General features: G+C 61.8%; 10 protein-coding genes. 6 read left to right on the plus strand and 4 right to left on the minus strand.

From position 1 onward, the window contains the following. Window positions 1-6 precede the first annotated feature (6 nt). Entirely contained in the window at window positions 7-1,503 is a 1,497-nt protein-coding gene (locus QFZ88_RS18105; RefSeq protein ID WP_210271000.1) for a PLP-dependent aminotransferase family protein, read from the minus strand. 144 nt (window positions 1,504-1,647) lie between these two features. On the opposite strand from QFZ88_RS18105, the gene QFZ88_RS18110 reads away from it, so the two are divergent. The 6 genes from QFZ88_RS18110 (at window position 1,648) to QFZ88_RS18135 (ending at window position 8,334) form a co-directional block, all read left to right on the plus strand. Next, a complete protein-coding gene (locus tag QFZ88_RS18110; RefSeq protein ID WP_065997601.1) occupies window positions 1,648-2,751 on the plus strand; it encodes a mandelate racemase/muconate lactonizing enzyme family protein in 1,104 nt (367 codons plus the stop codon). Further along, a complete protein-coding gene (locus QFZ88_RS18115) occupies window positions 2,751-4,229 on the plus strand; it encodes an aldehyde dehydrogenase family protein (RefSeq protein ID WP_065997599.1) in 1,479 nt (492 codons plus the stop codon). Before QFZ88_RS18110 ends, QFZ88_RS18115 begins: the two co-directional genes overlap by 1 nt. Before the next feature lie 133 nt (window positions 4,230-4,362). Beyond that, window positions 4,363-5,442: an extracellular solute-binding protein gene (locus QFZ88_RS18120; RefSeq protein ID WP_065997597.1), complete on the plus strand. Its 1,080-nt coding sequence runs from the start codon at window positions 4,363-4,365 to the stop codon at window positions 5,440-5,442. A 70-nt stretch (window positions 5,443-5,512) separates the two neighbouring features. After that, window positions 5,513-6,589, plus strand: a complete 1,077-nt coding sequence (locus QFZ88_RS18125; RefSeq protein ID WP_065997596.1) for an ABC transporter ATP-binding protein — start codon at window positions 5,513-5,515, stop codon at window positions 6,587-6,589. A gap of 3 nt (window positions 6,590-6,592) precedes the next feature. Beyond that, a complete protein-coding gene (locus QFZ88_RS18130; RefSeq protein ID WP_065997594.1) occupies window positions 6,593-7,462 on the plus strand; it encodes an ABC transporter permease in 870 nt (289 codons plus the stop codon). Window positions 7,463-7,464: 2 nt separating this feature from the next. Then, on the plus strand, window positions 7,465-8,334 hold the full coding sequence (locus QFZ88_RS18135; protein WP_065997593.1) for an ABC transporter permease: 870 nt from the start codon (window positions 7,465-7,467) through the stop codon (window positions 8,332-8,334). 508 nt (window positions 8,335-8,842) lie between these two features. Here the strand turns inward: QFZ88_RS18135 and QFZ88_RS29545 are convergent. The 3 genes from QFZ88_RS29545 to QFZ88_RS18145 all read right to left on the minus strand — a co-directional run bounded on the left by QFZ88_RS29545 (window position 8,843) and on the right by QFZ88_RS18145 (window position 13,289). Next, window positions 8,843-9,049, minus strand: a complete 207-nt coding sequence (locus tag QFZ88_RS29545; protein ID WP_083237701.1) for a LysR substrate-binding domain-containing protein — start codon at window positions 9,047-9,049, stop codon at window positions 8,843-8,845. Window positions 9,050-9,240: 191 nt separating this feature from the next. After that, window positions 9,241-11,889 carry an ABC transporter permease gene (locus QFZ88_RS18140; protein WP_065997591.1) on the minus strand — a complete coding sequence of 883 codons (2,649 nt, stop codon included), beginning with the start codon at window positions 11,887-11,889 and terminating at the stop codon, window positions 9,241-9,243. After that, window positions 11,886-13,289 (minus strand): ABC transporter ATP-binding protein, encoded by a 1,404-nt coding sequence (locus tag QFZ88_RS18145; RefSeq protein WP_137901759.1) that lies wholly within the window; start codon window positions 13,287-13,289, stop codon window positions 11,886-11,888. The genes QFZ88_RS18140 and QFZ88_RS18145 overlap by 4 nt, the downstream gene beginning before the upstream one ends.

The following is a 13,289-nucleotide window of genomic DNA, read 5'->3' on the forward strand; positions in this document are numbered from 1 at the left end:
CGCTGGCTAGCCCCAGTTTTTCTCCAGAACGGAAGCGAGCGTCTCCACGCCCTTGCGAATGGTGCGCTGATCGATCGCGGCGACACCCAGCACAAGCCCTTTGTCGACGTTTGATCTTTCGATGCAGAACCGCCCGATTGGCGAAACGGCCAGCCCGGCGGCGTCAGCGTCGGCGCAGACCTTGTCTTCGTTCATCGTGGGCGAACCAAAAGTGCCGACGAGATGAAAACCGGCGACCGAGTTGCGCACGTCGAGCAGGCCCGACAGATGCTTGCCCGCCGCTTCGTGGAAGGCGGCGTGCCGTCCGGCATAGATGTCGCGCATGCGGCGCAGATGCGTGGCGAAATGGCCGTCCTCGATGAAGGCGGCGAGAACGGCCTGGATGCTCGAAGGAACGCCCTGCAGGAAGGCGCCGGAAATGCGCTGGAAGGTCGAGACGAGTGGCTTCGGTGCGATGTAGAATCCCAGCCGCAGCGCTGGGAACATGGTCTTCGCGAATGTACCGACATAGATGACGCGTTCGGCTGTATCTGCGCTCTTCAGGGTCGGCAATGGTCGTCCGTCGTAGCGGAACTCACCATCGTAGTCATCCTCGATGATCCAGGCGCCCCCCTCGTTGGCGGCGGTCAGCAATTCACCGCGCCGTCGAAGGCTCATCTCGACGCCCATCGGATGCTGGTGCGACGGCGTCACGAAGGCGAGGCGAAAATCCGGCGCCAGGCGAAGCCCGGCCTCGACTGATATGCCTTCCCGGTCGACCGGTACCGGCACCATACGGGCTCCGCAGGCAATCAGGCTGTTGCGCGCGCCGATGGCGCCTGGATTCTCGAACCATACCGGATCGCCGGGATTGAGGAGCACGCGGCCGATGAGGTCAAACGCTTGCTGGGCGCCATTCACGATGAAGATCTGCTCAGTGTCGCAGGACACGCCGCGATTTGCGCGAAGGTGCTCGGCAATCGCCGCGCGGAGCCGGGGATGACCGTGGGCGTCGGAATAACCCATGACCTGATCGCGTGGCTCACGCCAGTGCTTGGCGGTTAGCCGCGCCCAGATCGCCAGCGGAAAGGCGTCGTAGTCAGGCAGGCCGGTGATGAAGGCGCGCGGCTTGTGCGGATGGGACAACCGCTGGAAAAAGCGCGGTGAGGCGTCGGCGATGATATCGGCAAGCCTTGTCGATGGGGGTGCTGACGGCGGCGGTACCGTCAGCGACCGCTCGGGTTTGCTGGTTTCAGCGAGGTTCGAGACATAGGAACCCGAGCCGGTTCGCGAGACGATGAGGCCTTCGGCCGTCAGGCGCTCGAACACGGACAATGCCGTGGTGCGCGAAATATCAAGTTCCTTGGCGAGTGTGCGGCTCGAAGGCAGCCGCTTGCCGCTCGGCAAGGCGCCCGAGGTGATCAACTGCCGCACGGCGGCGTAGACCTGCGTGGTGATCGACTTGTCGAGCGAACGGTCGACGGCGATCGCGAATAGCAACTCACCGGCGGACCGTTTCACCATCTGACCATCGCCTCGGTTTGAGAGCCGCCATTTACATCCGTCGGGGATAACCGGCTTTCGGATTTTTCGAAAGTGGACCTTACCGGGGATGTCATTGCGATTTCATAGTTCCAGACGATACCAGCACGTTTTCCGAGGTCCGACTTGAAGATCAAACGCATCGAGACGTTCACCACGCAATATGTCGGCTTCGTTCGCATAACGGATGAAGAAGGCAGGCAGGGCACCGGCCAGGTGTCGACCTACAATTCCGACATCACGTCGAGCGTGTTGCACAGGCAGGTCGCGCCCTATGTGCTTGGCGTGCCGTTCGACGATATCGATGTGCTGACCGATCGGGTCATCGAGCGCGAGCACAAATTCCCCGGCTCCTACATGAAGCGGGCGCTGGGCGGCCTGGACACCGCCATCTGGGATTTGCGCGGCAAGCTGGCAGGCCAGCCGGTCGTCTCCCTGCTTGGCGGCACGCCCGGCAAATTGCGGGCCTACGCCTCGTCCATGAAGCGCGATATCACGCCGGCCGCCGAGGCTGAGCGTTTCAGGCGGCTGCAAGGCCAGTTCGGCTTCGACGCCTTCAAATTCCGCGTCGCTGCCGAATACGGTCATGACGTCGACGAATGGCCGGGACGGACCGAGGACATTATTCCAACCATCCGCAAGGCGCTGGGCGACAAGGCGGCACTTCTCGTCGACGCCAATAGCGGCTTTTCGCCCCGGCGCGCGATCGAAGTCGGCGCCCTGTTGAAGGACAATGGCATCGAGCATTTCGAGGAGCCGTGCCTCTACTGGGAACTCGAGCAGACCAAAGAGGTCACGGATGCGCTCGACATTGCCGTGACCGGCGGCGAACAGGACTGCGAGATCCAGACCTGGCGCCGCATGATCGAGATGCGCGCCGTCGACATCGTGCAGCCGGACATACTCTATCTCGGCGGCATCAGCCGCACCCTACGTGTATGCGCCATGGCGAGGGCCGCAGGCCTACCAGTGACACCGCATAGTGCAAATCTGGGGCTGGTGACGCTGTTCACCATGCATCTCCTGCGCGCTATCGAGGGCGCCGGCAAATATCTTGAGTTCTCGATCGAGGGGCCCGATTACTATCCCTGGCAGGAAGGGCTGTTCGTCAAATCGCCCTATACGGTGGAAAACGGCATGGTCGCCGTTTCGGACGAACCGGGATGGGGCATCGAGGTCGATCCCGAATGGCTTGCCAAATCGAGCTATCAGATGAGCGAGGCCGCGTGATGGCCACCTTGCCCGCGACGAACAGCCCAGCTTCGGGTCTCCTGCCATCGCGCCATTTCATCGATGGCGAATGGCGGGCGTCGCATTCGAGGGCGACGATGCCGACATTCGATCCCGGCCGCGCCGAGATCCATGCGGAATTCGCCGCCGGCGGCGCCGACGATGTGATTGATGCCGTCGCCAGCGCCAAGCAGGCGGGGCAGGGCGAATGGCGCAAGCTGTCACCCACTGGGCGGGGGCGTATCCTGGCGAAAGCCGCCGCCCTGATCCGCGAGAATGCCGAACGTCTGGCCGTGGCGGAGGTCCTCGACAGTGGCAAGACGCTTGCCGAGGCGCGTGGCGACGTCCGGGGCTCCGCCCGAGCCTTCGACTATTATGCCGGGGCCGCCGACAAGCATGAGGGCAAGGCCTACCCGCTTGGCCCGGACTACACGTCCTATTCGATCGAGGAGCCGGTTGGCGTCACCGCGCATATCGTGCCGTGGAACTATCCGCTATCGACCGCCTGCCGCTCGGTCGCGCCGGCGCTCGCCGCTGGTTGTACGGCTGTCGTCAAGCCGGCCGAACAGACGCCGATGACGGCGCTGCTTCTGGCGGAGATCCTGGTTCAGGCCGGCCTGCCGCCTGGCGTCTGCAATGTCGTGACCGGAACCGGCGCCGCTGCGGGCGCGCCGCTGGTGTCCCACCCCGATGTCCGGCATGTGACTTTCACGGGGTCCACGGCGACGGGCATCCATGTGATGAAGATGGCAGCCCAGAACGTCGCCTCCGTGACGCTCGAACTGGGCGGCAAATCACCCAACATCGTGTTGGCCGACGCCGATCTCGGTGTGGCGCTCGACAATGTCGTCGGCGCGATTTTCGAGAATGCCGGCCAGATCTGCTCCGCCGGTTCGCGTCTGGTGATCGAACGCTCCATCCACGCCGAGTTCATCGAGAAACTCGTCGCCCGTGCCCGCGCCCTGCGCATCGGCCATGGTCTGTCGGAAGGCGTCAATTTCGGCGCGATCAATTCGGCCGAGCATCTGCGCAAGGTGTCCTCTTATGTGGTGGACGCCAAGGCGCGCGGCGTCGAAGTCACCGTTGGCGGCAACGTCACAACCGATCCCGCTACCGGTAAAGGTTGGTTCTTCGAACCGACCGTCCTCGATCGCGTCAGGTGGGACGATCCGGTCGTGCAGGAAGAGATTTTCGGACCGGTGCTTGCCGTCCAGGTCGTCGACAGCGCGGAGGAGGCGATCGCCGCGGCAAACTGCACCGACTTCGCCCTGGTCGCTGGTCTTTTCACCCGCGATCTTTCGAAGGCGCATCGTATCGCCAGGGATGTCGATGCCGGCCAGGTCTATGTGAACGAATATTTTGCCGGCGGCATCGAGACACCCTTCGGCGGCAACCGCCGTTCCGGCATCGGCCGGGAAAAGGGGCTTATCGCCGTTGCCAGCTATTGCAAGACCAAGGCAGTGACGATCCGCCTCTGATGAAAGCTCTTGCCCAAGCGGTATGATCTTTCATCGAAAGTGGACCTTTTTCACCAGGACCGCCCCTCGCATGGTTGTCTGGAAATAATGAGCCTGATCGAAATCAGAAGCGGGCCAACAATGGGAGAAATCAATGATTTTGAGGAAACTGGCGGCAGGGTTGATCGGCGCCGCGGCGCTGATGACGATCTCGGGCGCGGCCCATGCCGAGAAGCTGCGGCTTTTGACCTGGGGTGGCTATGCACCTGACAATGTCGTGCAGCTTTTCGAGAAGGAAAACCCCGATATCAACGTCGAGGTGACACTCTCCAACAATGAAGAAATCATCGCCAAGCTGCGCGCCACCGGCGGTGCTGGTTTCGACCTCGCGCAGCCGAGCCACGACCGCATCCTCGCCGCGCAGAAGGAATACGACATCTACAAGCCGATGGATCTGACGAAGATCAATACGGCGACGATGCAGGACAACCTTCTCGAAGCGGTCAAGGCCAATACCACCATCGACGGCAAGGTCTACGCCGTGCCGCATCAGTGGGGCACGTCCGGCCTGATTGCCGACATCAGCAAGGCGCCGAACGTCAAGGGCTGGGGCGATCTGTGCGATCCGCAATACAAGGGCCGCACCTCGATGCGCCTGAAGCGCACCATCCTGCTCGGCACCGCCTTCTCCCTGGGCAAGGACCCGTTCGCGCTCTATGCCGACAAGGCAGGCTACCAGAAGATGCTCGATGAGGTGACCGACAAGCTGATCGCCTGCAAGAGCAATGTGAAGACCTACTGGAACGGCGGCGATGATCTCTCCACTCTGTTGCTCTCGGGCGAGGTGATCGCGTCCGAAACCTGGGATTCGACGGCCTTCAAGCTGTACGGGCAGAACAAGAACTTGGTCTACGTCCCGCCGGCTACCGGCGCATTGGCCTGGATCGACACGTTTGCCATTCCGCGCAAGGGTAAGGCTGACGATGCCGCCTATAAATGGATCAACTTTGTGCTGCGTCCCGACATCGTCAAGCTGATGTCGGACTCCACCGGCGCCATCTCGGCGGTCAAGGGCGGCGTCGATCTGCTGCCGGACGACAAGAAGGCGGCGGTCAAAGTCGCGTTCGACGACAAGGCCATGGCCAATCTGAAATTCTTCGCCAATATCCCGCCGGGCCTGGAAGATATGGAAGGCAAGGCGCTGGAGCGTATCAAGGCCGCGACTTCGAACTGATCCAATCAACTGCCGGTCCGCGATGTTATCCCTGCGGACCGGCAGCATCGGCTTTCTTGGCGAACCCCTTATGCATGATCTTCAGTGCCAGGACCTTATCAAGCGGTTTGGTCCCTTTGTTGCGGTCAACGGCGTTTCCTTCGACGTGCCGCGCGGTTCATTCTTCTCGATCCTCGGCCCGTCGGGCTGCGGCAAGACGACCTTGATGCGCATGATAGCCGGCTTCGAGTCGCCTTCCAGCGGCGACATCCGCATCAAGGGCGCCTCGGTCGTCTCGACACCGCCCAACAAGCGCAGCGTCAAGATGGTGTTCCAGCACCTGGCCCTGTTCCCGATGATGAATGTCGGCGAGAACATCGCCTATGGCCTGCGCTGCCGGGGTGAAAGCAAGGCCGATATCGGCCGCAAGGTGGCCGCCGTTCTTGATCGCGTCGGCCTGCCAGGTGTCGCCGGAAAACAGGTGTCGCAATTGTCCGGGGGCCAGAAGCAACGCATCGCCATCGCGCGCTGCATGGTGCTCGAGCCGGACGTCCTGCTGCTCGACGAACCCCTCGGCGCTCTTGATCTGAAGTTGCGCGAACGCATGAAGATCGAGCTGAAGCTCCTGCAGCATCAGTTCGGCACCACTTTCCTCTACATCACGCACGACCAGTCCGAAGCGCTGGTCATGTCCGACAACGTCGCCGTCATGAATGCCGGCCGTTTCGAGCAGATCGGTTCACCGCAGGAGCTCTACAACAATCCCAGGACCGGTTTCGTTGCCGGCTTCGTCGGCGACAGCAACCGATGGCAGGGTCGTGTGACCGCCGTCGAGAGGGGCGAGGCGCGCGTGGAACTCCAAAGTGGCGGGGTAGTCATCGCCGCGGTCGGGGATGGCAATGTGAGGGCGGGGGCCAATGTCGAGGTCTTCGTGCGGCCAGAAGTGATTTCGCTCGGCGCGACCAAGGACGCCAACGTCATGACCGGTACGGTCGACAGCTTGCTGTTCAACGGCGCCAGCAGCCGCGTCCTGGTGCGGATCGGCGGCGGCAATCTGGTAGAGGTCGGCCACGTCGCGACGGAGGGGGCATCCGCCATCAAGCCCGGCGACAGCACCGAGATCTCCTGGGCGCGCAAGCATGCCCTGTGCTTTGTCGTGGCGGGATAGATCATGGCCCGCTCCGACGCCGGCAAACTGTCGCTGATCCTGCTGTTCACGCCCTTTGCCTTATGGCTGGTCTTGCTGATCCTGCTGCCGCAGATCGGCATCGGCTATCTGTCGCTGCGCGAGAAACTGGGGCCTGGCGAGTACACGTTCGGTTTTGCCAACTACGTCGATTTCATCCGCGAACCCATCTACTGGAACACGCTGCTGCGCACGGCGTGGATGTCGATCCTGGTGACGATCCTTGCGCTCTTCGTTGGCTTTCCGGTCGCCTACTACATCGCCAAGATCGCCCGCCAGCGTTCGCGCGCCGCGCTGTTCCTGATGTGTCTCATCCCGCTCTGGGTCAGCGATCTCGTCCGCGCCTTCGGCTGGATCGTGCTGCTGCGCGAAACCGGCTTGATCTCGGGTTTTCTGCAGTGGATCGGGCTGATCAATGGCCCTGTCGAACTCTTGTACAGTGACCTGACAGTGGTGATCGGCCTCGTCTACACCGTCGTGCTGTTCATGATCGTGCCGCTTGTCTCGACGCTCGACGGCATGGACGATGCGATGATCGAGGCGGGCTACAATCTGGGTGGCAGTCGTTTCACGGTGTTCCGGCGCATCGTCGTTCCCTATGCAATGCCCGGCATCGTTGCCGGCTGCATCATCGTCTTCATGCTCACCGCTGGCAGCTACCTGACGCCGATCCTGCTCGGCGGCAAGAACAGCATGTGGTTCACCGAGCAGATCTATGAACAGTTCGTCACCCGCTACAATTGGGAGTCGGGCGCCACCTTCGGCGTGCTGCTGCTGGCCTTCACCTCGCTCGTGGTTTGGCTCGGTCTGCGTCTCACCGGCCAGAGTCTGGCCTCCACCGTGGCGAAGGACTAGCCATGAACGTCGCCGCTCCGCAGTCGACCTTCCTTCGCATGGTTTACGGCTGCTATATGCTTGCCTTCTTCCTCTACCTTGCCGCACCGCTCGTGGCAGCGGGGGTATTCGCCTTCAACGATTCGCTGTTTCCGGCGCTGCCCTGGAAGGGCTTCACGCTCGATTGGTTTTTCGGCACCACCGAACCCAAGCTTGGCATGTTCAACGATCGGCGCTTGATGGAGGGCCTGTGGAACTCCCTCTATATCGGCATCATCGTCTCGATACTTTCCGTGGCGGCCGGCACCTGCAATGCGTTCCTGTTCGAGCGCAAGCATTTCCCCGGTAAGAGCCTGCTCTACGTGCTGATGATCGTGCCGCTGGTCATTCCCGGCGTCATCCTTGGCATTTCGATCCTGGTCTTTGCCAGCGCGATCGCGAACGGCGTGGAAGACTCGACAGGCTGGGACATGGATTTCCTGCGGCCCGGCACTCTCCTTGTCGTGCTTGGGCAGTTCTCCTTCCTGGTGACCATTACCTCGTTGGTGATCGCGGCGCGCTTGCGCAAGTTCGACGTGGCGCTGGAGGAAGCCGCCTTGAATCTTGGCGCGTCGCGTGTGCGCGTGCTGGCGACGGTGACGCTGCCCTATCTGCTGCCGGCACTATTCTCCGCCTTCGTGGTGGCGTTCCTGGTGTCGTTCGAGAACTTCAACACGACACTCATGCTTGTGGGATCCGACTCGCCACTGACGATCACCATGTATGATCGCATGGTGAAGGCCGGTTCGACGCCGGTGCTGAATGCCGTGTCGCTTTTCCTGATGATTGTCTCGGGCCTGCTGGCTTTGCTCAGTGTTGTCGCCCAGCGGGGTAAGGAACCGGCCAGTTCCTGAACAGGACCGGAGCAGGCCTTCTTTCTCGGCGCCGCGGACCTTGCTTCGAAGCGTGCCTGATGAGCGGTCCGCCGCCAGCACTTCACGATGGCTCGTGCTTCGAACAAGGCCGGATGGAATGACGGGGTAGGTCGTTTCCGGCCACGGGCAGTTCTAGGCCGGATTCATGGCTGTGGATCGCTCCTGTACTGCCGGCATCGCCGGCTCGACCTGTTCGACGGCGGGTAACCGTGGCAACTGAAATAGCTGCTGTTTCCACATTCATTCAGCTCGGCAACATAAAGCGGAGGTTGAGCAACTGTCGGGCGAGACCGTGCGACGGCGCCTGGCCGAGAACGATCTCAAGCTGTGGCGCAAGGACATGTGGTGCATCCGGGCGTCGGGTTTGCAATTGATCCGTGCGAGTACGCGTGAGTGAATATCGGTATCGGATTCGACCGTGGCCACGTCAGAAATATGCAAGAATTTTCGGACTGCGGATATTTGCTGTTTGTTCGCCTAAAGTCGCCTAAACAGGATCGAGATGGTGGTGCTTGTCACCAAACTCGATGGACAAGTACCGGATAACGAGGTCTAGGCGAGACTGCCGAATTGCAGAGACATGATGCGTAGGGTCGCCATCGAAAAGCCCGATGCGAATCTGCGCGCGATGTTTGTCGTAAGCGCGCAGCAAGTTCGCGAGGAAACCCGAGGTGAGCGAAGAGAAGATTCCGATCTGGACGGACCGTCTTCAGAGCGACGGATCGCGGCCACATCCTTCGCACGATGGCCGATTTGCCGAAACACCTCCCGCACATGCCGCATGAACTCCTTCCCAGCTTGGGTAAGGAAAGCGCCTCCATAGTGCCCGAAATAGCGCAAATGTCGCATTTCTGTTTTATGCGCGGTTTTCCCAGCGATGTTCGCTTACCCTCGTAATTCCTGGGCTGTCTCGTCTCTTGTCCAGGCGCTTTGAGCCAAGACAGAAAGTATGATCGCGGCGATCGCGCCTATGAGTATGAAACTCAGGGACATCCACGGGAGGTTCAGATAATCGGGCGGTGGATCGAAGACCCCGCTCAGCAGTCTCACGAGCATCCAGGCATCGATGAGGCCGATGAGCGTGCCCGCCAGAAGGCCGATACCGGCGACGATCAGCGCTTCGCTCCAGATAAAGGAGCGAACCTCTCGGCGGGACGCGCCGAGGGAAAGCAAGATCGCGTTCGACCTCGCCCGTTCGGACTGTCCGAGCCAGAGAATGAGCCCGGTCGCCATCGCCACGAACAGCACAGCGAAGCCACGCTCCACCGATCCGATAGCAGCCAAATCCACAGCAGTCAGACTCGACCCAATGAGATGAGCAGCCTGAGAGACGTCCGTGACCTTGAGCTGCGAGGACGGCCCCAGCGCGTCCCGAACGCGCTGAGCCAGGGCGGCCATGGAGCCGCCGGCTCTGATCAAGACGGTTTCCGCTTGGCCTGCACCCGTTTGTGCTGCGACGTAGCTGGCGTTGGCGACCAGAAAGCTGTCACGCGGCGCAGTCGGAAATTCCTTGACGACGCCCACGAGATGAAACGCGACCGTTTTTTCCGAGCCGTCCGCCGCACGCATACGCAGATTGAGCAAATCCCCGATAGCGAGTTGAAAATCGTTGACCGTCTCCTGTGACACGAGGATGCCGTCGGGCTGGCGCGCTAGCCGCGCCAGCGCCTCGCGCGCGCCGATATTGGTGAAGTATCCGTCGACGATATCGGTCGCGTTTGTGATTCTGACGGGATCGATGCCGAACAGATCCTGGAGATCCTTTCCAACGTAGGCAAAACGATGCTGCATCGGCTCCGCCGCAAGGACGCCCTCAACGACCGCTATGCGGTTCAACGCCGTCCCCGCGGGCATCGTTGCCGATCCGGTCACAGCCACATCGGCGCCCGTCGTCAACCTCGCGTCTACAAGTTGCTGCATATGATAGGTCGAATTGAAGACCGTCGTCGCCACGGCAAATGAAGCGGCTACCGCAACCAGCGCCATACCGGAGGCAAGCCGGCTCCGCTGCCTGATGAGGGCTGAACCAACCAACGTCGCCAGGCGACCGGACAGCGGAGACAGCATTGGCGGCAGCAAAGAGCCTGAAGATCGCAACAGTAGGCGACCGAGCCGTATCGTCAGAAGGCCCGCGCCGAGCCAGAAAAGAAGCGGCGCAAGAAAGGCGGTATAGTCAACGGCCGTAGAGGCGACGCCTTCCGGCGCCAAGACGAGCTGATACCCCGTGGAGGCCGAGCGCCAATGGGTCAGCGCCGCTAGCACCAGGAAGACAATGTCGACTTTGCCACGCTCCCACCCGGCCACTCTTTCACGAGAGAGCCACATCCGTCGCGCCGAAACGGTCGACTGTCGAAAATCAGCCCTCACAGGAACGATGACGGCAAGACAGGATACGATGACGCCCCCAAGTGCAGTCGCGGCGAGCCAAACCATCGCATCATATGACGTGACATCGGCATGCAATGCGGATCGCGCCAGCACGGTGGATGCTGCGACGCCGAAGGACACCGCCAACAGCGACAAGGTCAGTGCCTCTGCCATCACCAGCGACATGATCTGCGTTGCGCTCGCGCCCCGCAATGACAACAGTGCAAATTCCTGACGGCGACGGGCTGCGTCGGAGCGCACCACCGAGATCGCCAGAAGGATCCCCAATATCGCTCCCGGCAACCCAAGGAACAGGAGCAGAATGCGCGCGAACAACGCATCCTGCCGCACGGCATCCAAACGCGCGGAAATGTTGTCGCCGACAATGGCTTCGCCGGCCGCGCGCACTTCAAAATTCTTCGCCATGCCGGTCGTCGTCGAAAACGCGACTTCGGGCGCGGAGGGCAGCGGGTTGTGGTCAAGGCCGACGTGAAGCTGAAACCGGGCGCCGCCGGCCGGCCGATGGGTTGCCTCGCCGAAATGCGTCCGCCAGTCGGCTTCGGAGAGGATGAGGACATTGTCTGGAGGAGCGACCGGAGACGCTCCCCGCTGCGGGCCGATGATCTGAAACAACGCATCGGCGTTCGGAAGATCGACGATGCCGGCTACGGTAACGTCGAACGGAGCGGCACCGACCGGCGTGACAGTGACGACACTACCCACAGTCGCATGCAAATTGGCCGCTGTCTGCTGAGCGAGTAGCGCGCCGCTGGTCCCGCCCAGCAAGAGGCGAATCTGCCCGGGGAACAGCGACTGATAGTCTGGCGACAAACCGACAATCTGGCCTGATCCCGTGGTTTGTGTCGTGTCGCCGGTGTTGAGGCTCAACGCCGTGGCGTCGGCATAGCCAACCGTGGCCACCGCGCGGACTGGCGCGCTATCGCGTAGCTTCTTCGTCAATTCCATAGGGGTGGCTCCCGGCGCGAGGGCGACCTGCCAGTCGACGGGAACGGCGGAGATTGCGCGCCGGGTCATCGTCCCTGCACTGGACAGGCCAAACACGCCGATCAGGCCAATGAGCGCGGTGGCGCACATGATTCCAGCCCCGACAGCCATCAAATGGCGCCAGCGCGTGGCGACAATGCCCTTCAGCCAAAGCGCCATCATATCGCACCTCGGTCGTTGGCGCGCGCCACGAGGCGGCCGCGATCAATCGCCCACTGTTCGTCCATCTTCTCGGCGACGATCCAATCATGCGTCGCTACAACGAGTGCCGCTCCGGTTGAGGCGACCGCAGTCAGCAAAGCGACAACCACGTCATGCGCGGTCGCCTGATCAAGCTGGCCGGTCGGTTCGTCGGCCAACAGCAATTTGGGGCGTGTGACAAGCGCACGGGCGATGGCGACTCGTTGCATCTGCCCGCCCGAAAGCTGGTCTGGCAGCTTTTCGGCGAGTTCGGCGATCGACAGACACCGCAAGGCCTGCATCGGATCGAAACAATCAGACGCATCGCCACCGATCAACTCGATCGGGAGGCGAACATTCTCGATTACGTTCAACGTCGGCAGGAGCGACGGAGATTGAAAGACCATGCCGATCTGATGTGGCTGCAAAGGGCGCGTTTCGTCGAATCCGGACCATTCGATCGATCCGGAACGGTCCGGGTCGATTAGACCTGCCATGAGGCTCAGCAATGTTGACTTGCCGCTGCCAGATCGCCCCACCAGCGCTATGCGTTGCCCCCCTCGAATGTTGAAATCGATGGAGGTGACCGCCGCAACGCTTCGTCTCCCCGACGTGAACTTGCGCGAGAGGTCGTGCGCTGAAAGTATGATCCGGCCGTCGCGTTGTTTCTCGCTCGTCGGCTCGGTCTGACGAGACCCCTTCGTACTCACGGATGGCTCCTTCGCGACAATTCGCCCATCCACAATTCCGACGATCCGGCTCGCGCGGGCTGCGATCGTTCGGCTGTGTGTGGCGATCAAGGCGGCGGCGCCATCGCGACGGCGCTGTTCGAGCGCATCGAGAATCATGCGTTCCGTTTCCTCATCGACTTCCGCCGTCGGCTCGTCCGCCAGCAACAGAATCGGATCGTTGGCGAGAGCGACGGCAAGCCCGGCGCGCGCGGCCTCGCCGCCCGACAGCGTTTGTGGCGGCGCATCGCGGTGATTTGACAAACCTACAAGAGCCAGAAGTTCGTCGATCCGCTCTTCAACATGACTGGCGCCTCCGAGTTTCAGTTGCAGGCGGATATTCTCGGAGACGCTCAGATGACTGAACAGGTTGCGCGACTGAGCCAGATAGCCGATTGAGTGCGCCCGCAGCGCGGCCCGTTCGTCTTCGGGGCGGCGCGTCATCCGCACGCCGTCGATCGTGACCAGACCGCCGTCGGGATCGTCGAGACCGGCGATGCAGGCCATCAGAGTCGACTTACCGCTTCCGGATGCGCCAACCAGAGCAACTGTCTCGCCGCGGCCGACGAGAAGGCTAGCGCCGCGCAGAGCCCGAACTTCAGCTCCATCCACATGAAAGAAGCGGTAGAGATCATCCGCTACGAGCAGCGTCAT

It is taken from the genome of Mesorhizobium sp. YL-MeA3-2017, from assembly GCF_030814575.1.
Classification (GTDB): Bacteria; Pseudomonadota; Alphaproteobacteria; order Rhizobiales; family Rhizobiaceae; genus Mesorhizobium; species Mesorhizobium terrae.

What these genes read in the sequence shown, in the direction of transcription:
- QFZ88_RS18135 (WP_065997593.1), top strand. Translation starts at nt 7,465, where the DNA reads ATGAACGTCGCCGCTCCGCAGTCGACCTTCCTTCGCATGGTTTACGGC.
- QFZ88_RS18125 (WP_065997596.1), top strand. Translation starts at nt 5,513, where the DNA reads ATGCATGATCTTCAGTGCCAGGACCTTATCAAGCGGTTTGGTCCCTTT.
- QFZ88_RS18140 (WP_065997591.1), bottom strand. Translation starts at nt 11,889, where the DNA reads ATGATGGCGCTTTGGCTGAAGGGCATTGTCGCCACGCGCTGGCGCCAT.
- QFZ88_RS18120 (WP_065997597.1), top strand. Translation starts at nt 4,363, where the DNA reads ATGATTTTGAGGAAACTGGCGGCAGGGTTGATCGGCGCCGCGGCGCTG.
- QFZ88_RS18115 (WP_065997599.1), top strand. Translation starts at nt 2,751, where the DNA reads ATGGCCACCTTGCCCGCGACGAACAGCCCAGCTTCGGGTCTCCTGCCA.
- QFZ88_RS18105 (WP_210271000.1), bottom strand. Translation starts at nt 1,503, where the DNA reads ATGGTGAAACGGTCCGCCGGTGAGTTGCTATTCGCGATCGCCGTCGAC.
- QFZ88_RS18130 (WP_065997594.1), top strand. Translation starts at nt 6,593, where the DNA reads ATGGCCCGCTCCGACGCCGGCAAACTGTCGCTGATCCTGCTGTTCACG.
- QFZ88_RS18145 (WP_137901759.1), bottom strand. Translation starts at nt 13,289, where the DNA reads ATGACGCTGCTCGTAGCGGATGATCTCTACCGCTTCTTTCATGTGGAT.